The 20,093-nt window shown below is 72.0% G+C and carries 11 protein-coding genes; 3 read left to right on the forward strand and 8 right to left on the reverse strand.

The window, feature by feature from the left end:
• Positions 1-6: 6 nt before the first annotated feature.
• Positions 7-3,111, reverse strand: a complete 3,105-nt coding sequence (locus ACI8AR_RS08255) for a DUF3427 domain-containing protein (RefSeq protein ID WP_457050583.1) — start codon at positions 3,109-3,111, stop codon at positions 7-9.
• Between the two features lie 334 nt (positions 3,112-3,445).
• Here ACI8AR_RS08255 and ACI8AR_RS08260 point away from each other — a divergent pair, with 334 nt between their 5' ends.
• Positions 3,446-3,769 carry a hypothetical protein gene (locus ACI8AR_RS08260; RefSeq protein ID WP_457050584.1) on the forward strand — a complete coding sequence of 108 codons (324 nt, stop codon included), beginning with the start codon at positions 3,446-3,448 and terminating at the stop codon, positions 3,767-3,769.
• A complete protein-coding gene (locus ACI8AR_RS08265; protein ID WP_457050585.1) occupies positions 3,766-4,737 on the forward strand; it encodes a hypothetical protein in 972 nt (323 codons plus the stop codon). Before ACI8AR_RS08260 ends, ACI8AR_RS08265 begins: the two co-directional genes overlap by 4 nt.
• Here ACI8AR_RS08265 and ACI8AR_RS08270 read toward each other — a convergent pair.
• From ACI8AR_RS08270 to ACI8AR_RS08280, 3 genes are all read right to left on the reverse strand, one after another.
• Positions 4,734-5,465, reverse strand: coding sequence for a DUF6308 family protein (locus tag ACI8AR_RS08270; protein ID WP_457050586.1), 732 nt, complete (start codon positions 5,463-5,465; stop codon positions 4,734-4,736). The genes ACI8AR_RS08265 and ACI8AR_RS08270 overlap by 4 nt on opposite strands.
• Positions 5,466-5,649: 184 nt before the next feature.
• On the reverse strand, positions 5,650-11,550 hold the full coding sequence (locus ACI8AR_RS08275) for a DUF4011 domain-containing protein (RefSeq protein ID WP_457050587.1): 5,901 nt from the start codon (positions 11,548-11,550) through the stop codon (positions 5,650-5,652).
• A 204-nt stretch (positions 11,551-11,754) separates the two neighbouring features.
• Complete coding sequence (locus tag ACI8AR_RS08280) at positions 11,755-13,971, reverse strand: PGN_0703 family putative restriction endonuclease (protein WP_457050588.1); 2,217 nt, start codon at positions 13,969-13,971, stop codon at positions 11,755-11,757.
• A 438-nt stretch (positions 13,972-14,409) separates the two neighbouring features.
• On the opposite strand from ACI8AR_RS08280, the gene ACI8AR_RS08285 reads away from it, so the two are divergent.
• The gene (locus ACI8AR_RS08285) at positions 14,410-15,873 is read left to right on the forward strand and encodes an SIR2 family NAD-dependent protein deacylase (RefSeq protein WP_457050589.1); all 1,464 of its coding nucleotides are present in this window, start codon (positions 14,410-14,412) and stop codon (positions 15,871-15,873) included.
• A 22-nt stretch (positions 15,874-15,895) separates the two neighbouring features.
• Here the strand turns inward: ACI8AR_RS08285 and ACI8AR_RS08290 are convergent, their stop codons facing one another.
• The 4 genes from ACI8AR_RS08290 to ACI8AR_RS08305 all read right to left on the reverse strand — a co-directional run bounded on the left by ACI8AR_RS08290 (position 15,896) and on the right by ACI8AR_RS08305 (position 20,092).
• Positions 15,896-16,654: a hypothetical protein gene (locus ACI8AR_RS08290; protein ID WP_457050590.1), complete on the reverse strand. Its 759-nt coding sequence runs from the start codon at positions 16,652-16,654 to the stop codon at positions 15,896-15,898.
• A gap of 125 nt (positions 16,655-16,779) precedes the next feature.
• Positions 16,780-17,439: an HD domain-containing protein gene (locus ACI8AR_RS08295; protein WP_457050591.1), complete on the reverse strand. Its 660-nt coding sequence runs from the start codon at positions 17,437-17,439 to the stop codon at positions 16,780-16,782.
• Positions 17,436-18,647: a hypothetical protein gene (locus ACI8AR_RS08300; RefSeq protein ID WP_457050592.1), complete on the reverse strand. Its 1,212-nt coding sequence runs from the start codon at positions 18,645-18,647 to the stop codon at positions 17,436-17,438. Before ACI8AR_RS08300 ends, ACI8AR_RS08295 begins: the two co-directional genes overlap by 4 nt.
• A gap of 44 nt (positions 18,648-18,691) precedes the next feature.
• Positions 18,692-20,092 (reverse strand): ADP-ribosylglycohydrolase family protein, encoded by a 1,401-nt coding sequence (locus ACI8AR_RS08305; RefSeq protein ID WP_457050593.1) that lies wholly within the window; start codon positions 20,090-20,092, stop codon positions 18,692-18,694.
• Position 20,093: the final 1 nt, after the last annotated feature.

The raw sequence follows: 20,093 nt of genomic DNA on the forward strand, positions 1-20,093 counted from the left end.
CAGCCTTCAAGCGACCCTCGCGGCGTGGAAGACGTCGGCCGGCAGGGCGTGGTCTAGCTGCCAGAGGATGCGCATCGGGCGCTCGCCGGTGTGGGAGACGTAAGACATTGGTCCGGCGTAGAGGTAGGGCGGCGTGCCGAGCGTGCCGTCCGCGGTCTTGGACTCGCGGACGAACAGGTGCACCGACGTGCCCATGTCCCGGTGGTTGACGTAGCGCTGCCCGGTCTGCGACCGCTCGGCCGTCGCGTTCTGCGACTCCCACTGGAACAGCGTCGGCGTGATCGCGTGGTCGGCGTACATCGTGGTGGGGGAGAAGTGCGCCTCCGTCTTCTGCAGCGTTACGAAGAAGACGTCCGCGCGATCGCCGGGCACCCAGCGCACGCCGGAGCCCCAGGTGCCGTTGAGGTCCTCGAGCCCAAAGGCCGCCAGTGCCTCGTCGCGGCTGTAGCGCGCATGGAGGTGCAGCGGTCGGTCGCCGGCCTCGCTCAGCGGGCGAGCCACCCGGTGGATCCGTTCGTGCAGGACGTCGCTCAGGTCGACGAGTTCATCGGCGCGGCCCCGGTTGGCGAGCAGTCGAGCGAGCGAGGTCTCGATGCTGCTGAACGGCGTCCGCGAGCCGAACAGCGAGAAGTGCAGCATCGCGGCCAGCCGCCGCAGTCGCGCGCTGGCCTGGGCGGCGTCCGGCCGCGTGGTCGACTGGAAGAACCGCAATCGCTCGAGGTCGTCGACGTGCAGCATGCGGCCGAGCGCCCCACCGAGCGCGGCGTCGTCCGGGCCGGGAGTGTCCTCGACCCAGCCGGCGGCGCGCTGCAGGTCCAGCCAGCTGCGACCGTTGCCGCGGTAGAGGTCCTCGAGTTCGACGCCCGTCTCCTCGAGGAAGTCAGCCAGCGACGGCGACTTCTCCCGCTTCGCCTCGCTGACCAGTCCCTTCCACGACACGCTCAGCGACTGCTTGATGTTGTCTAGGACGATCCGCTGCGCCACGCGATCGAGCTCGATGTGGCAGCCCGCCGGCAGAGTGGGAAAGCCCTGCTTCACATCGCGCTCCAGCCCTCGCCGTGAGCTACCGGTCAGCGCGCGGAAACGCAGGTCGAAGCGGAACTCCTTGTGCTGCGCACCGATGAAGTCGAGGACGGTCAGGCAGGCCTTGTCTTCGGCCAGGCGCAGGCCGCGACCCAGCTGCTGGAGAAAGACCGTCGCGCTCTCCGTGGGCCGGAGGAACAGCACGGTGTCGACGGTCGGGATGTCGAGGCCCTCGTTGAACAGGTCGACGGTGAAGAGGACGTTGACAGTCCGGTCGCGCAGCGCCGCCAGCGCTGCGGCGCGCTCCTCACGGCTCGACGTCGACGTCACCGCGCGGCTCGGGATGCCGGCCCGGGTGAACCGGTCGGCCATGTACTGCGCGTGCTGCACGCTGACGCAGAACCCAAGGGCTCGCATCCGGCCGGGGTCCTCGACCTTGTCCTTCACCGCCTGCAGGACCAGTCGGACGCGGTGGTCGTCGCCGGTGTAGACGTTGGTCAGCTCAGTGGTGTCATATCCGCGGCCGCGCTTCCACCGCAGCTGGTCCAGTGCGACGTCGTCGTGGATGCCGAAGTACTGGAACGGTGCGAGGAGGTTCTGCTCGAGGGCCTCCCACAGCCGCAACTCGACGGCGGTGCGTCCGTCGAACCAGGTGCGCACGTCGGCGCCGTCGGCCCGTTCGGGCGTCGCCGTCAGTCCGAGCAGGATCGTGGGCTTCAGGTGCTCGAGCAGCCGCCGGTACGTGGCCGCCTCGGCGTGATGGAACTCGTCGACGATGACGACGTCGAAGTGCGTGGGGTCGAGCTCGTCGAGGTCGAGCTGGTTGAGCGACTGCACGGACCCGAACACATGCCGCCATTCGCGGGGCCGCTGGCCGCCGACGAGCAGCTCCCCAAAGTCGCCTTGCCGCAGCACGTGCCGGAACGTGGACAGGCTCTGGGTCAGCAGCTCTTCGCGGTGGGCGACGAACAGGAGTCGGTCGACCATTCCGCTCTCGCGCAGGCGCCGGTAGTCCAGCGCGGAGACGACCGTCTTGCCCGTGCCGGTCGCCATCACTACGAGGTTGCGCCACCGGTTGTGGACGGTCCGCTCGGCGTCGAGCGCCTCGAGGATCTCGCGCTGATAGCCGAAGGGTCGGACGTCGAGCGTAGTGATCTCGATCGGCAGATCGGACGGGCCACCGCGCTCCGCGGCCAGTGCCTCGCGGAGCCGGTCGCCGTCGCGGTGCGGCTCGTACGTCTCGAACGACGGGTCGAGCCAGTAGCTGTCGAAGGTCTCCGCGAACGTGGTCAGCAGGTGCGCCTGCTCGACGTTGGACAGCCGCACGTTCCACTCGAGCCCGTCGGTCAGAGCGGTGCGGGAGAGGTTCGACGAGCCGACGTACGCCGTCGACAGGCCGGTGGCACGGCGAAACAGCCAGGCCTTGGCGTGCAGCCGCGTGGTCCGCGTCTCATAGGAGATCTTCACCTCGGCGCCCAGCTCGACCAGGCGGTCGAGGGCCCGCTGGTCGGTCGCGCCCATGTACGTGGTGGTGATGACGCGCAGCCGGCCGCCCCGCTCGCGCAGCTCGGTGAGCTGCTTCTCGATGACCCGCAGGCCCTGCCACTTGATGAAGGCGCACAGCAGGTCGACGGAATCTGCGGAGGCGAGCTCGCGGGCGACCTCGAAGCCGATGCGCGGCTGGCCGCGGCCGTTGACAAGGAGTGCGCTGGTGGACAGCGGCACGGCCGGCCGCTCAGGAAAGGTCGCGGGGCCGGGCGTCGGGGAAGGCTGGGCGACGGCGAGCAGCGTGCGCGGTGGCTCGACGACGACGTCCTCTGGAGCGGCCGCCTCGGGAGCTAGCGCGGTGATCGCCTTGACCATGTCGTTCGCGAGCTGCACCTGGCGGCCGACCGCTGCCCGGTCGCTGCCACCAGCACTGCGTAGAGCGCGGGACGCCAGTTCGGCGATGTGCCGGGTCAACGTCTCGTGGGCCTCGACAGGATCCAGCTCGCCGAGGGAGACCAGAGCAGGGTCCGCGCCGGTCAGCTGGCCGCTCAGACTCTCGGTCAGCAGGTGTTCGTAGACGCCAGGCGTCAGGTCTGCCACGGACGGACCGTAACCGGAACGCGACTTCGAGCTGATAGCGCCACTCGGGAAGAAGCGCGCAGCAGGGAGACCGCAGCCACACCGATGCTGCCGGCGAGCCGCGATGGAGCTTCTTGAGTTGCCGTCGTCAGTTCGCGACGACCTCGCGGAAAGCGTCCTTGGAACCGATGTGACGCGTTACCTCGCCATGGGCGTGGAGAACTCGGTGCGCTACCTCAACTGCTGAGGTCGATCACGGCCCCTCCCGAACGGATGACCACGCGTGTGTCGGCTTCATGTGCCGGGTCACTCGTCGATGTCCTCGGAAGGCGAGGATTCACGACAGGGGAGTGGTGTGGTCACCGAGGTGCAGACGAGCGAGGGCTTCGGCTTCCTGGGGAGGCTGAAGAGCGTCGCTGTCACAGCGGGGGAGCGGGTCGCGGACACGGAGGTCGGCAGGAAGCTCGCACCCGTCTTCGAGCAGGGCAAGAAGGTCACGTCCGAGGGGCTCAAGGTCGCCGCCCATGTCGGCGAGCAGGCACACGAGATCGCCACGCAGGCCAAGCTGTGGGAGGAGCAGCGCGCTCTCGTCGAGCAGATGCTCGAGGTGCTCACGCTCCAGCAGGGCCTGATCGAGGACCTCCGCGCGCGCGTCGCCGTCCTCGAGGGCGCCGAGTGACCCCGCTGGCCGAGCGGCTGGAGGCACTGAAGGAGCGACTGGGGCGCCTGGGGGCGACGGCGCTTCCCTGGGACGTCGTCAGCCGCAGGGTGGCTGACCTACGGAGGATCCCGCCGGAGACGTGGACAACGGCCGGACTGGCGGTCGACGGCTACCTCGCCGCGGCTGAGGACGAGTGGCCACCGGAGGTCGTCGAGGCGCTGGAGCGGCTCGGATGGGCAGAGAACTGGAACCCCCGGGCGCTGGGCTTCCTCCTCGCTCCCGTGGACAGCGCCTCGGCTGGCGGATTCGTGAACGGTGTCAAGGGGACGTTGTTCGAGGACGTCGTGGAGCACCGGGCCGAAGCCGGGCTGCTGGATCTGCCGGAGGGTGCTGACGGTCTCGAGCTCGCCGAGAAGCTCAACCAGCCGGGGTGGGACGCCGAACTGCTCCAGGACGACGAGGTCGTCGGCGTCGTGCAGATGAAGGCCACTGGATCCGTCGACTACCTGGCGGAGCACGTCGACAGGTATCCCGACATCGAGCACGTCATCGCGACCAGCGAGGTCGCGGAGGCAGCGGCTGCGCGAGGGATGGACGTCATCGACGCGGGGGTCCAGAACGCCGACCTGACCGCGACGCTGCAGCAGGCGGCCGGGTCCCTCGACGCAGGAAGCCTCGTACGCGAGTGGATCCCGGTCACCGGCCTCAGCATCGCGGCTCTCCGCGCCCTCAAGGCCCACCGTGGCGGCGCCTCCGTCGAGGAGGTGAAGTCCATCCTCGCTGAGGAGGGCGTCACACTCGTGGCTGCACACGCCGCCGGACTGGCCGTCGAGACGGCCACTGGGGTCGTGATCCTCCGTCCGGTGACGAGTGTGGGTGTCCGCCTGGCCCGCCGCCGCTACCTCATCCAGAAGGAGTCGCGAGAGGACCTCGCGCGCCACCGCTCGCTGACCGAGGCGCTCGCCGAGCGGGCTCGTGCCTGTTAGTCGGCGTCATTGCCTGACGTGCCGCTCGGGTTCCTCCCGTCTTCGTCGTCCAAGGCGCTGAAGTCTTCATGAGGTGGGTCGGCCGTAAGAGAGCCACGCTCCTCTTCCTGCGTGACCGACCCTGGTTCGTCCTTGCCTTCCATCCACGCCACCACGTCATAGACCCGGAGCAGCGACACGGACGCCGGAACTTCCGCCACCTGGCGCAGGGCGATCAGTCGGTCCTCTAGACCGTGTTCCCGGAGTTCGAGCCGCAGTGGCTCCCACTGGCGCTTGTGGCAGTCGGTGACACGGGCAACGACCGAGTCGTAGATCGGGACGAGTCGTGGGCGCTTCCGTGCGCACAGCTTGCTCGCGATGGTCGGCCCGATGCCGGGAAGGCGGCGTAGGGCTGAATACAGGCGCCAGGCCGGCCACTGCTCGTTGATGGTGCTGTCGACCTCAGCGAGGTCGTGGTCCGGCCCGATGTCCCTCAGGAGGGACTCGAAGCGATCCGCCGGATCCAACAGCAACTCACGAGCAGCCATCGACGGGACGTAGACCGACAGGAAGCTCACTGCCACGAGGTCATCGGCTGCGAACCGGTACGGGTCTGTCGTCTCCCAGTCGTCGAAATAGGAGCCGGTGTATCGCTGGCTGCCGCAGAGGCCGTAGTAGGTGCGCAGGTAGCTGACCGCTGTGTTCGTGTCGTTTGGATCCCTCAGAGACTTCGGCAGGCGGTATGGCACAGCGACTCCTCGTTCGTGCGGGCGTCATGAGGGGGGCGACATGGCGTCGCCGGCGAGGTCGTGGTGGGACGCCTCAGCCTCAGGTCCCTGTCTCGTCGAGCACAGCGATCAAGCAGTGCCCCACTGCCGTGCTCGGACGAGCGGTCACCGGAGCAGCTCGTCGAGTAGACCGCCGTCGATCCGCTCAGCCTTCGGCGCTAAGGACCAGGTGGTCGGCCCGCCGAGCAAGCCGGCCCGTCGTCACTGCGCGGGCCAGCGCTGCCTCGAGCACACCGACCTGCGCAGGAGTGCGGCGGCGGTAGCCGAAGACCTCCAAGGCCTGGGCGAACAGTTCGTCCTCGGACATGCCTGCAGCGGCACGGCACAACGCCACCATCGCGTTGCCGATCTCCTCGGGAGCGATGTGCTCCAGCGGCCGGTCACTGCTCGAGGCCTGTCGACGGAAGCCCGGCCAGGTCGACGCCTTGCCGGCCTCCGGCCACACGAAGTCCCCGACCCGCAGTGAGGCGGGGATGAGCCTGGCGATGGCGTCCTTCCGCGCCTGGGCCACCCGCCCGAGACCGAACGCCGCCGCGGTCAGCCGCGTGAGCCGGTCCAGGTGGATCGGCCCCTCAGCGCGTGCTCCCGCCAGCAGCGTCGTCCGCACGACCTCTGCCGCCCGAGGGACGGCCAACTGGTCCAGCACGCTGCGGTCCCCGACCCGACCCGGCTCCCAAGGGACGAACGCCGTCTCGCCATCGAGCGTCGCGGGCTGTTCGCCGGTCTTCTTCGGAGCGGACGGGACGGGGTGAACCGGGGCGGACTCCGCCGCCTTCGGCACGGAGCCCGACGGGGAAGGCGGTCCCGACGGGCGCTGAGCCGCCTCGGGCGCCGGCTCCGGACGGGTGTCGACCGCGGCCACCAGTCGGTCCAGCACAGCGTCACGGTCGCTCAGCCACGACGGCAGCCACACCCGCTCGACCGCGGGCCAGTTCAGCATCCCCTTGAGGACATCGACCGGGAGCCCGTCCCGGTCCCCGACCGTGCCGCGGTCGGCCCACGCCGGCCCGTCCAGCAGCACCGCGACCACCGGCTGTTCGGGAGCGTCGGGGTTGGCGAGCGCCAGGTCGACCTTGAAGTCGGACAGCCCGACGTCGCTCCGGACCACCAGGCCCCGCTCCCGCAGCGCCGCCGCGATCTCGTCCCGGTGACGGTCGGGCACCGACGACGCTCGACCGTTCTGGGGGAGCGCGTCGGTGCCCTGCGCCGCCAGGTCCAGGTAGGCGCGCAGGTGCTTGATCCCGACGGACGACGTCTCCTCCGCCCGGAGCTGCGCGGGGTCGAAGCTCGAGAACACGACCACCTGGCGCCGCGCACGGGTGACCGCGACATTGAGCCGGCGCTCACCCCCGGCACGGTTGAGCGGCCCGAAGTTCAGCGGCAGGACGCCTCGTTCGTTCACGCTGAACCCCGTCGAGAACAGGATGACATCGCGTTCGTCACCCTGGACGTTCTCCAGGTTCTTGACGAACAGGCCCTCGCCGTCCGTGCGCTCGAGCGCCTCGATGAGCCGCTCGTCGCCCGTGTCACGCAGCAGCGCCTCGATGTGGGCCCGTTGCTGCTGGTTGAAGGTCACCACCCCGAGGGACGGGACCTCGTCGGGCGAAGCGGCGAACCGACGGCGGATCTCCGTGACGACCGCCTCGGCCTCGACCGGGTTGGTGCGCAGCAGCTTGCCGCGACCGGACCGGTGGAACTGGCCGTCCACGCGCACCAGTGCGACCCCGCGACCGTCCGGCCCCGCGGATGCCCGCCCGTGCACCGGTGCGGGGAAGGACGACAGCCGGTTCTCGTAGTACTGACGGTTGCTGAACGCGATGAGCGACTCGTCCTGGCTCCGGTAGTGCCACGAGAGCCACTGGCGCGGCACACGTGCCTGGACGCACTCGCTGAGGATGCTCTCCTCGTCCTCGACGACGGGTTCCGGTCCCTCCTCGGTGACGTCGTCGTCAGCGCTCCCCGACCCCGCCTCGGCGAAGGTCGTCGGCGGCATCTGCTTGCTGTCGCCCACGACGACCGCAGCCTCGGCACGGCCGAGCGCACCGATCGCGTCCGCGACCCGGATCTGCGACGCCTCGTCGAAGACCACCACGTCGAACTGGCCCGCGGAGGCCGGGAAGAACCGGGACACGGAGTCCGGGCTGACCAGCACGCAGGGCATCACCGCGGTGATCAGGTCGCCGTAGGTGGTCAACAGCGCACGCACGCCCAGACCGCGCCGTTGCTTGGCGAGTTCCCGCTGCAGCGCACCGACCCGCCCCAAGCTCTTGGTCGCGTCGAACGGACGGCTGTCGAGCACCTCTGCGGGGACTGCCGACCGGAGGTGCTCGCGCACCGCACGGGACGCGGCGGTGAACCGGCGGATGGCACGCTCGTGCGTCGCCGGGTCGAAGGCGTCGAGGCCCGTGGCCAGACGGCGCTCCTCCACCGAGGTCTCCGCCAGCCCCCTGTCGAAGGCGCGCACGGCGTCGTCCGCCGGAAGCGCACCGGCCACGAGCGCGTCACGGGCCTCGGTCAGGCCGGCCGAGCGCAGCGGCTCCACGGCCGCGAGGAAGTCGACCCAGCGCTGCAGTGACGGGAGGCCGGGCTGTTCCACGGCACGCTCCCGCTGGGTGACGGCCCATCGGGTGAGCAGGCCCTCATCGCCGGCCCAGGAGCCCAGGCGCTCCTCCTCGGTGTGACAGGCGGCGAGCAGCCCGGCGAACGCGTCCCGGGCTCGGCCGATCGCAGCGGCGGCCGCAGGGTCGGCGACCGGACCGGAGGCCAGCAGTGCCCTCAGTGCACCGGGGAAGCCCTCCTCGGACTCCACCGCCGCGCCGGCACGGCGCAGCCACTCCACCTGACGGTCGAGCACACGTCGGCCGGCGTCGGTGAGCGGGTTCCACGCCGGTGGCACCGCGAGCCCGGGGACCACACCGGCACGCTCTGCCAGCCCTCGGACGGCGGTCTGCACCTGCAGGAGAGCGGCAGCCAGCGCGGGAACTGCCTTCGGTTCCACGACGGCATCCGGCCGGAGCGCAGGGGCCAGCTGGTCACGGACGGCGATGAGCCGCTTCTTGCGACCGAACCAGCTCGACGCCGCGGCTGCGGTGGCCGCGGCGTGGATGTCGGCCAAGGGGAGGTCCAGGGCAGCGGGGGTGGCCACATCGAGCCCGGGATGCGCCGCGGCCACGAAAGCGGCGACCTCTCCTGCGACCGCGCCCGTTGCCTGGTTCCACCGCGACGACCGCGTCTCGTCCAGGACGTCGAGACCGACCGCGGGTCCACCCAGCAGTTGGGCGAGGGCGTCGAGGTCGCGCGAGGTCCGCACTGCCCGCAACGTGGCGGCCAGTGGGCCGTGCGAGGGCAGGCCGGCGACAGCGTCGTCCACGGTCCGGGCGGCCTGCTGCACGGCGAAGACGTCGACTGCACTGGTGTCGACGAACGCCCAGGGGTGTCCTGGCCGAGGGCGGGTCTGGTCCGCGACGTCCGGCAGTCCGGCGAGCAGCTCTCGTAGCGTCGAGGTGGCCTCGACCGTGGTGGCGGCCACGAAGGAGGTCGGCACCGGCAGGGCCGGGATCTCGGTTCCCGCCGTCAGGAGCGCGGTCCGCGCCGTGTACAGCGACAGGCCGCCCCCGTTCTCCTCGTGCAGCCGCTGCGCGTAGCGGCCGAGGCTGCGCCGCGATGACCGCAGGTCCTCGCGGTCCGTGGACAGCCCCTGGGTGTCGACGTCGACCGCGTGATCGAGTGCCTGCCGGATCTGGGCCCGGACGACAGCCGGCTTGCTGCCCTTGTCGTGCAGGTCGAGGGCGAACGGGCCCATGCCGACCGCCTCGAGCCGCCGGGCGACGACGTCGAGTGCCGCGCGCTTCTCCGCGACGAAGAGGACGCGCTTGCCGTCGGCGACCGCGCGGGTGAGGAGGTTCGTGATGGTCTGCGACTTGCCGGTACCGGGCGGCCCCTCGAGGACGAAGGTGCGCCCGGCCGCGGCCTCGGCGACGGCCCGCAGCTGCGACGCGTCACCCGGCACAGGGCAGCGCGCGCCCAGGTCGTCGAGGTCGGCGTTCTCAGCACCGGTGGTGACCGGGTCGACGTAGGGCTCGGTGGGGGCGTGCACCAGGTGGGCGACCAGCGAGTTGCTCGTGAAGTCCGCCCAGTGCTCGTCGAGGTCCTTCCAGAGCCGGAACTTGGCGAACTGCAGGATGGCGAGGTCCGCCGTCGGCTCGACCCGGTAGGGGAGGCCGCGCTCGGCGAGAGCCACACGCATCGCCTCGAACGCGCCGTCCAGGTCGATGCCCGCGCCGTCCTCCGCCGGCTCCGCCAGTCCCGGCACGGACAGTCCGTGGACCTGCCGCAGCTTCTCCAGCAGGCAGTAGTTCGGCGTGCTCGTACCCGCCTCGTCCAGCGTCAGGCGGTAGGCACTGTTGCGGGCCATCGGGCTGAGGTTCACGGGCACCAGCACCAGCGGCGAGCGCAGCGGCCGGCCGTCCAGCTCCCACGCGAGGCTGCCCAGAGCCAGGTAGAGGTTGTTCGCGCCGGTCTCCTCGACCACGGTCTTGGCCTTGTAGGCGAGGTTGCGGAACCTGGTCAGGTACGCGGCCTCGGTGACGTCGGCGAACACCGCCCGGCGCTGGTGCAGGATCTCGGCGAGCTGGTCCTGGGGGAGCTCGCGAGCCGACCGGAGCCCCCGCGCCCGCTGCACCTCGGCGATCTGGTCGGAGGGCAGCAGCGTGATGGCGGTGCCCAGGTTGACCATGTCCTCGAGCTCAGCCAGCGAGTCGTCCGGAACGGTCAGCGCCAGTCCGGCTCGGTCCGTGTAGTTGATCAGGCGGTTCCGCAGGCTCAGGTCGAGCAGCGCGTTCTTCCACTGCTGGACGCGCGCCGGGACCTCCACCCGGCCGGTCGCCGGGGTTCCGGTCGGCTCCGCCGGCACGGGCCGGGCCGGTGCGCTGTGCACGGCCGGCCGGTACTCCACGACCTGGACCGTGCCGTCGGCGTTCCTGGTCCGGGCGGGCAGGGGCAGGATGTGGTCCTGCCGGGCCCGGTGGACGTCGACGACCCCCAGGACGCGGTCCAGGTCCCCGGTCAGCCACGAGGCGTAGGCCGGACGGTGGAGATCCGGAAGGGCCGCGCCGTCGCCGCGCTCGGTCAACAGCGTGGTCTCGATCAGGCGGACGAGGCCGAGGTCGACGAGGTTCACCAGCGGCGCGACGTCGGTGGTGGCCGCGCTGTCGACCGGTCGCTCCTCCCGCCAGTAGCCCAGGAAGGCGTGGCCCTCGACGATCCAGAGCATCGGCCGGATGCCGGCCTGCTCGAGTGCCGCGGCGAGGACGACGACCGTGTCCAGACACGTGCCGATACGCCCGTCGAGGACATCGCCGGGCGTACGCACCTTCTGCCCGGTGTCGGCCCAGCTCGCCGGCGGCTCGCTGTAGCGGATGCCCCGCCGGTACATGGCCTCGGTCAGTGCCGCCACGATCTGGTCGACCCGCTCGGGACCCGACTGGTAGCCCTGGACGGAGGGGCTGCCGGTGCGCTCCTGGAGCAGGTCCGCGGCCTCGCCGACCAGCGTCGTGATCGACGGGTGGTTGGGCAGCACGTGCGCCCCGAGCATCTCCAGGGCCAGCGACGGCGGCGTGGCCAGCCACTGCTGGGCGGCCAGCAGCTGGACGGGAACCGCCTGCCGTGCGAGCGGGTGGTCCCCGTGCACCACCTCCACCTCGATGGTCCCCGGCCGCTGCTCCTCGATCTGCAGCATCGCTGAGGGGTCGAGGCGGAGCGGTACGTCGGTCAGCACGGTGGTGGCCGACTCACCCAGGTCCGCATGGAGCTGCACGGGGCTGCCGATCGGCCCCTCGGCATCGCGCACCGAGAGGCGGATGGTCGCCCCGGACACAGGAGCTCCGGCGTTGCAGACCGCGACCCGGGACACCACGGGCACCTGGTTGTGTGCGAGGGCGTAGCTGAGGACCCTCGTGGCGGTGACGTCGACGGTCACCGGTGACGCACCCGCTCCGCTCGGGGTGGGGACGGCCTGCTGCGGGAGAGCGTCCGCGGTGTCACTCATGGCGATTTCCTACCTGCTGTCTGTGACGGTTGTTGGAGCGGCGCGGGTGCCTGATGCGGGTGAGACGGAAGCGGACGTCGAGGTTCCGCAAGCCGATCCGCGAATCGGGACGTCCCCGCTGTACGGGAGGACGAGCTCGTCCGTGGGCCAGCGCTGGAAGTGCCAGTGGTGAGGTGCACAGCCCCCGACGTCGCGATCAGGTCCTCACGCGACGCCTTCTCCATAGCGGGCGACGTACTCGTCCGAGGTGACCGCCGGGTCGCAGAAGACGGCCGGGTTCAGGTGCAGGAACCGGTCGGGCCGGCGCAGCAGCCGCGTCCAGACCTCGTCGACGGTCGTGCCCGCCCGGCGGTGGCTGTCCCGGGTGAGGCTGGCCTGGTAGGCGCTGTTGGCCGGCGGCAGGACGTGCACGACCCGTACCGCCAAGGCGCCCAGCTCGCCGCGCGCCTCGAGCTCGTGCGCGAGGAGCTGCTGGCGCATCAGCTGGTAGAAGGGCTCCGCCAGCATGTCCTCGAACGGGACGACGTCGGTGCGCAGCGGACCGTCGTCCGCCGCCCCCAGGTGGTGGTAGCGCTGCCGCCGCACGGCGTCCTTCACCGGGTCGGCCGGGCGACCGCGCCGGTACTCCTCGGTGTACTTCCACTCGACGAGCGCCAGCTCGGTCTCGCCCTCGGACGTCCGGTACAGGAAGGCCGCGTCGACACTGGTGCTCTGCGCACCGCGGGTGCGGCTGCCGCACCGCGCCTCGCCCAGGACGTCGGCCGACCCAATGAACTCGAACGTCAGGTGCCGTCCCGGCTCGATGGGCAGCACCTCGGCGACGTCGAGGACCGCGCCGAACGCCTTCTGCAGCCGAGCGGGGTCACGGACCATGCGGGTGAGCGCGTTGACGCACTGCACCTGCGAGGACAGCAGGTGGTTGCCCGGCCCGGCGCCGTGGCCCCGGTGCCAGGGGATGCCCAGTTCGGCGAAGAGGGACAACGCCTCCTCGCGGACGTCGGGCAGCAGGTTGGCCGCGGCGTGCTCGACCGGCAGGCAGAAGGGCAGCGGAACGGAGGACGGGCCGCCCCAGTACGGCGCCGGGCGACGAGCGTCATCCGGCAGCGCGGCGGTCCGCTCCTTCCAGCGGACGGCGGCGGCGCGGCAGGCGGTGCGGAAGGCGTCGTCACCCGTCCTGGCGGGCTCGGTCCACTCGGCGGGCACGGTCCGCTCAGCAGGGGACACCACGGACGGGCTCGCGTCCGGGCCGAACCAGTCGGTCACGGCCTGCACTGACCAGGCGACGTCGTCGGCGAGGGCGGCCAGCAGGGCGGCGCTGTACCGGGACAGGGCGACCTGGCCATCCGCGTCGGCACCGACGACCAGGTCGAGGACCAGGCGGGCTGCCGGTGAGGCGCCGAGCCGGTCAGCGAGCACGTCGCGGTACGCGTGGGCCCAGGTGAGGTAGTCGAGGCCCTGGAGCACGAGGAGGGCGTCGTCGTTGCTAGCCAGCTTGGTCTCGACGACGCGCAGGTCACCGTGACCGTCGAGCCCCAGCAGGTCGACGTAGCCGCGGCTCCACCGTGCAGAAGTGTCGCGCGGACGCCAGGCCGGCACCTCGCGGAGCGCCGGCTGCTCGATGCCGACGAGGTGGGGACGGCGTCGCAGGACGGCCTGCAGCCAGTGCTCGTCGGGACGGTGCAGCGAGCCCTCGCCCGGCTGGAGACGCCGGGCGATCCCCGCCTCGACCGCGGCCCTGACCTCGGTGAGCTGCTCGTCGGTCAGCGGGGTTCCGTGATCCAGTTCGAGCGCGAGGGGAGCGCGGTCGTCGCTACTGCCATGGATGCCGGCCAGGACACGCACCCCGCCCCGCCGGCCGCGGACGGACAGCACCCGCTGCCCCGAGCAGTGCCACGCGCGCTCGTTCTGCCGGTGCGCGGAGTCAAGCCGGGGGTCGCGGGTCGCCCAGTCGACGAGCAGGTCGACCGCACCGGCACGGGCGCCGAGGTGCAGGGCGGTCGACGGGGCGGTGAAGTCCGTGCGGACGTCGCCGTCCTCCAGGCGCGCGCCGAGGGCGGCGACGGCTGCGGTCCGGTCGAGCACGGTTGCCGGCCGGACGGTGGCTCCGTCGTGCAGCCACAGCTCGGGACGGCGCGCGTCGGTGAACCACGGGATCCGCTGCGCGGTGGCCGTGCAGTGGCCGTGGGGGAGGGCCAGGACGAGCCGGCGGTCGCCGGCCCAGGTCATGCCGTACGCCAGCGCCAGCTGGACGGCGTCACCCTCCTGCGGTCCGGCGACGACGAGGAAGCGGGTCTCGTCGGCGAAGTAGGCAAACCGGTCGGATCGGCCGTCGGATGATCGCTCCGGGACGCCCATGGCCGCCGCGATGGTGGGCGCGACCTCCCGGTTGAAGGAGGTGCGCTCGGTGTCGCCACGCGTCACGGTCGGTTCCTCTCACGGTGCGGTCTGGGCCCGACGAACCGCCGGAATGTAGGTGGGACGGGTCCGCGCCGTCGTCCCTCCGATGGGGTGTCCGGGACCGCGGCTGTACAGGGGGACGGATGGGGCGCGGGTGCTCACGAGATGCCCGGGGTCCTGACGCCTGCTGCACAGGACGTGACGTGGGCACGTGGCGTCGCCCGGGCCGTGCGGCAACAGAACCCTCCGTGTGGGTGGGCGGGCTGCCGGCGGTCTGCGACGGCGCGACAGGATGCGGACGTGGCAGTCCATGTCTTCGTCGTCCCCGGGACCCTCGACGCCCTGCACTGTGACGACGTGATCGTCTCCACGGACCAGAGAGGTCCGGCAGGCGTCAGGGAGCAGTGGTGGTCTGTCCTGGGTTGGGACGGCTCATCGGCACCCGAGGAGCGGGGACAGCTCGTGCGTCTGTCGGACGCCCGCCGGTACCTGCAGCTCGACCCGCAGGGCCGAGATGGCGGCGGGCCGGCGCGCTGGTTGCTCCACGTCGGCGCGCTCGCGGGCGGGGGCGTCGAGTGGCTGCAGGAGGGTGTCCGCCAGGTCCTGCGGGCGGTCGCCGACAAGGGGCCCACCGCCACGGGATTGCCGCGGCGGGTCGCGATACCGGTGGTCGGTGTCGGCGGGGGCGGTCTGGGTCGTCAGCGCGGCGCGGTCATCGACCAGCTCCTCGCGGAGCTGGACCGGGCTCCCGGGTCCCTGGACGTCGTCCTGGTCGCCAACAGCCGGGCGGACTACGCCGCCCTCCAGGCCCGCCGGCTGACACTCGGCATGGGACGGCTGGACGACGAGGTCCTCGAGGAGACCGCTGCCGCGCTGGCCGGCCGAGCCAGGGCAGGACAGCTGGCCGTGTTCATGGGAGCCGGCACGGGCGTCGCGGCCGGCCTGCCGACCTGGTGGGGACTCCTCGACGCACTGGCCGCGCGGCTGGACGTCCCCGGCGGTGCTGAGGCGCTGTCCCGGCTCAGCCCCCTGGACGCCGCCGAGGTGCTCCGTCGGAGCGCTCACGCGGTGGCCACCAGCGGAGGGAGCCGGGCGCCGGGGGAGACGTTGGGTGATCACGTCGCGGCTGTCCTGGGCACGCCGCAGCGCTACGCGCTGGCTCATGTCCTGCTCGCGGCGCTGGGGACGGAGCAGGTCATCACGACCAACTTCGACGACCTGTACGAGAGGGCCGTCCAGGCCGTCACCGGTCGTGACATCCCGGTCGTCCTCCCTGACCGGGAGCCCGAGGACGACCTGCGACGAGGGCGCGGCTGGCTGTTGAAGCTCCACGGTGATGCCCGGCGACCGGAGAGCATCGTGCTCGACCGGCGGTCCTTCGTCCGCTACGACGCCACCCAGCGGCCGCTCGCCAGCGTCCTGCAGGCGACGCTGCTGACGAAGCACCTGCTCGTCGTCGGCGCCTCCATGACGGACGACAACGTCATCCGCCTCGTGCACGAGGTCGCCACCCTCAACGAGGACCACGACCGGAGCCGGACGATGGGGACGCTGGTCACCCTCGAGCGCCAGGAGCTCACCGCGAAGTTGTGGGCGCCGGAGTTCACCACCGTGCCGCTGGGACCGCCCGGACCGGCGGGGGAGTCGCGGGACGAGGCGGCGGCACGCATCGCGGACGCCGGCCGGTCCCTCGAGATCCTCCTCGACCGCATCGCCGCCCTGGCAGCCCAGGACTCGGTGCACCACCTGCTCGACCGGCGCTATGCGGACCTCTTCGCCGCCGGGGCGGACGAGGAACGCGCCGTCGCCGAGCAGTTGGCCGGTGCCGCTGAGCGGATCCGGGAGTTCCTTCCAACATCCGAGCGGGGTGCTGAGTGGGAGCGGGTGCTCGCGCAGCTGGAGAGCTGGGGCGCGCGCAAGCGTTGACCGCGCCCGCTTGCGGACGGGGTCAGGAGCAACGGCACATGGCCAGGACGCTGAGCCGCATGCCGCAGGACGGGCACAGCGGGGTCTCGTGGACCGTCCGGCTCGTCTGAGCGCCCGCGTTGACCTTGATCACCACGGCCGGCTTCCTGCCCTTGGCGGCACGTCCGTCCCGTGAGGGCAACCGCCAGCGGGGAGTCAGCACCTCGGCGACCTGGGCCTTGTCGACGTTGACCCCGCGTGCCCGCAGGAGGGCGGCGAGTCTCTTGTGACCCACCTGCGAGTTGGCGTGCGCGGCACGACGGATCTCCGACGCCAGCTTCCGAGTGACCGGGCTCGTGTTCGTCGCGCGACCACGGGTACCGGCCGTCGGAAGAGGCCGCCCCAGGACGGCCGCGACCTGGGACGGGGTGACCGGAGTGCCGGCCCTCGTGAGCGAGGCCGCGAGGCTCCTTGCGTCAGCCCGCGGGTCGACGCGGGCGGCGGTCAGGATCTTCTTGCGCACTGACTTGGGGACGGAAGTCGAGGCACTCTGAGCCGATGCCGCGCCGGCACGGCGGCCAGCGGTCCCGGCGGCGGTGCTCCGGCCACCGCCGGCCCGGGACCTCGACATCCAGGCGGTCGTGGCGCTCAGGCCGGCATTGCGGCGAGTCGACCGGGTGGTCGAGAGCCCCGACGACTGGAGGTCCCACGGAGCCTGCCGTTCGACGACCTCGTCGTCCGGCGAGTCGTCGGGCAACTCGCGTGCGTGGTCCGCGAACCAATCCCCGATCGACCTGGCCACCTGACCTCCTCCGAGCGCTGGGTGGTCGAAGATGATCACAGCCCTGTGACAGGAGGGACGGGTCTGGCAGTCGGCCGTCGATGTCGACCCGAACGGGTGACGGCAGGCCCGGAGCTGCGTTGCCGCTAGGGCATCTCCACCGGGACGGCGGACCGCTCGGCTCCCGCGGCGGCGAGCAACTCGTCGACCGCGCGGTGCAGTGCGTCGGCGATCGAACTGCCCGGCAGCCGCTCGGCGACCGCCCGCTCGACGCTCGTGTAGTACCAGAGCAGTTCCTCGCGCGAGGCGTTGAACGTCTCCCAGAAGTCCTGCCCGTAGCGGTGGACGTCAGCGGCGATGCACAGCCCGTTGTGCGTCTTGTCCGCAGCGGTGACCACGAGCGCCTCGGCCGGCTTGCCGGGTAGGGCCTCGACGTAGGCGAGCTTGCGCTCGGCCCAGGTCCCGCTGCGGTTGCCGTCGGCGTCCAGCCCGTCCGAGCACGCCCGCACGATGTCCGCGACGTCGTCACCGAAGCGCGACCGGAGCTCAGCGAGGACCGCACCACCCGTGGTGTGGGGCGGCGCGTCCTCGACGGCGTCGTGCAGCAGCCCGGCGATCGCCTGGTCCTCGCTGCCGCCGTGCTCGAGCACCAGCGCGCTGACGCTCATCAGGTGCGTCAGATAGGGCACCCGCGAGCCCTTGCGCAACTGCTCCCGGTGGTGCCTCGACGCGTAGGCCAGCGCGTCGTCGTAGCGGGCCGACAGCGGGCCGCTGCCCATCGTCCTGCGGTCCTCGAGCGTCGTCATCCGTCCCGTCCTCTCATCACCGCGGCGACGACCGCGTCGACCGTCGCCTGCTCCGTCGTCGTCCGTGAGGCCGCCCGGATGGCGGCCCACTGGCTGTAGGGGTCGTCGCCCCTGGCCGCCCAGTCCGGGTCCGGCGGCCAGTAGCGCACGACCGTCACCTCGTCCGCGTCCGGCACGCGGGTGACGGTGGCTGAGTCCTCCGCGCCCAGCCGTAGCTCGAGCTCCTCCCGGCCACCGGTCGTCCGGGTCAGCGAGCTGTCCACGACACCCGGGACGGCGCTCAGCACGTCCAACAGCAGGGCGTCCGAGCCGACCCGGTCGCCGCTAGCACCGATCCACCGCAACCGGACGTGCGTTGTCTTCCCGCGCTGCTCCTGCCCCAGGACTCGGTACCGCCCGCCGGTGACCAGTTCCTCTTCCTGGGCCGTGACCCCGGAGGCGACCCAGGCCGGGACGGCGGGGAACGGCCCGACGAGCTCGAACAGGAACCGGGTACCGAAGCCCTCCGCGACCGCGGGACTCAGCGAGACACCCCACAGCGGCATCTCGATCGAGCCTCTGTCGAGCTGCCGCTCGATCTGCGGGTCCTGCTCGGGCTTGGCGGCGAGGCCCCGGCCGGCGAAGCCGCGCGCCGGCAGGCCGACCCGGGCGTCCCACCCGTCGGCATCCAGATGGCCGGCCGCGTTGACCGCCCGCAGCAGGGCGACGGCCGCCCGCAGGTCGCCGACCGACACCCGCGCCTGCTCCTCCTGCGCCCTGATGAAAGGCGCGGAGAAGTAGTGACGGACGCCCGTGAGGACGCGGGCAGCGCCCCGCAGCCGGGACGACCCGGTGTCCCGACCGCCCTGCCACATCTCGCAGGCGGCGGCGAGGTCCTCGGGCGCCACGGCCGGCTGAGCCGAGGGTCGGGCCGACTCAGCGGCGCGTGCCTGGTCCTCGTGCAGGACCCGAACGGCGCGCTCGACCTCGGCCACGACCGTCGTCACCGCCTCGTCGTCCGTCGTCACGGTCCCGACTGTCGTCCCTCGGGCGCCGAGCGACGTGAAGCCGTCGTCGGGCGCCGGGAGCGTGACCTCGCCGTCGGGTCCCAGGACCACCCACTGGGTGTAGTAGACGAGCGGAGACCGGCTGCGGATGGTCACCTGGAGGGACCCGCCCCGGGCTTCCTCGACCTCGAAGGCGACGTCCTCGTCATCCCAGGCGCTCACCCGGTCGGCCACTCGTGCGCGGACGGCCCCGACGTCCAGGGCACTCACCGTGTCCGCTCCAGCCGCTGGAGCGCCGCGGTGAAGCTCGCGTTCCAGGTGCCGAGGTGCGGCCAGCGCTCGCCGACGTACGCGGTGGCCTCCTCGACGTCCATCCCCTTCTCGCGGACGAGCCAGGCGCGGAGGACGAGGCCGGTGCGCGAGGCGCCGCCGTGGCAGTGCACGAGGAGGCGGTGGCCCTCCTCCCGCAGCGCGGCCATGTCGTCGAGGACGTCGGCCAGCACGTCGTTGAGGCCGGGGTTGTCGTCGTCGTCGGCCAGGTAGGCCATGCGGTGTACGCGGTGGGGGAACGGCTCGCCGAGCCGGCAGAGCGAGACGACGGCGAAGTCCTCCTCGCTGTAGCGGGCGCCGTCCAGGTCCGCCGCCCAGATGCCGTCCACGACCTCGACCGGGCCGAGCCGCTCGGTAGTGCCGGGGTCGTAGGTCTTCAGCGGTCCTCCGTCGAGGGCCGCGGCGAGCTGCTGCAGGTCCGCCAGCCGCCACACCCTGTCGCCGTGACCGGGGACGGTGCCGTGCACGACCGTCGCCCAGCGCGACGGGATGCCGCCCATCCCGAACACGGCCCCGGCCAGGCCGCCGGCGACGCACGCGACGGTGTCGGTGTCGCCGCCGAGGTCGATGACCAGCCGCATGACCTCGGCGAAGTCCCGGCCGTGACGGAGCGCCCACACCGCCTGCCCGAGCGTGGGCCAGACCGCGCCGTTGGACTCGGTCGCCTGCTCCGGCGTCGAGTCCTCCGCGAGGACGGCGGCCCACTTGTCGCGGCGCTCGTCCTCGACCAGCCCCAGAGCCGTGGGGACGGCGGCCAACGGATCGCCGCCGTCCAGGGCCACGCGCATGAGCTCGTGGAAGACGGCGCAGCCCTCGCCGGCCGCCGGGTCGCCGTGGGTCAGGGCCGAGATCCGCCGGGCGGCGTCCACGGTGGCGTCGGTGCCGAAGCGGGAGAACCAGATGGCGGCGGGCGTCGTCCGCATGAGCGAGCCGTTGCCGGCCGCGCGTCCAGTGCGGGCGAAGTGTTCGGCCGCGGCCCGGTCCCATGGCAGGCGAGAGCGGAGGACAGCGCCGGTCTGGATGCCGATGTCCGGCGGGCCGGCCGCGGCCCAGGCGCGGAACCGGTCGAAGACGTCGGCCTCGTCGAGTCCGCCGTGGTCGACCAGCGAGGTCGCGACGAGCAGCGCCATCTGCGAGTCGTCGGTGAACTCACCCGGCTCCCAGCCCAGCGAGCCGCCGCCGCGCATCTCGGTGCGGGCACCGCGGGCGGGGGAGGGGAACTCGGCAGAGAAGCGACCGGCCGGGCCGAACTCGAACGGTGCGCCGAGCGCGTCGCCGACGGCCGAGCCGACGAGGGCACCGGCGACACGGTGCCGGCGGGAGAGGGGAGTGGTCATC

The sequence above is a fragment of the Geodermatophilus sp. SYSU D01036 genome (assembly GCF_054050435.1).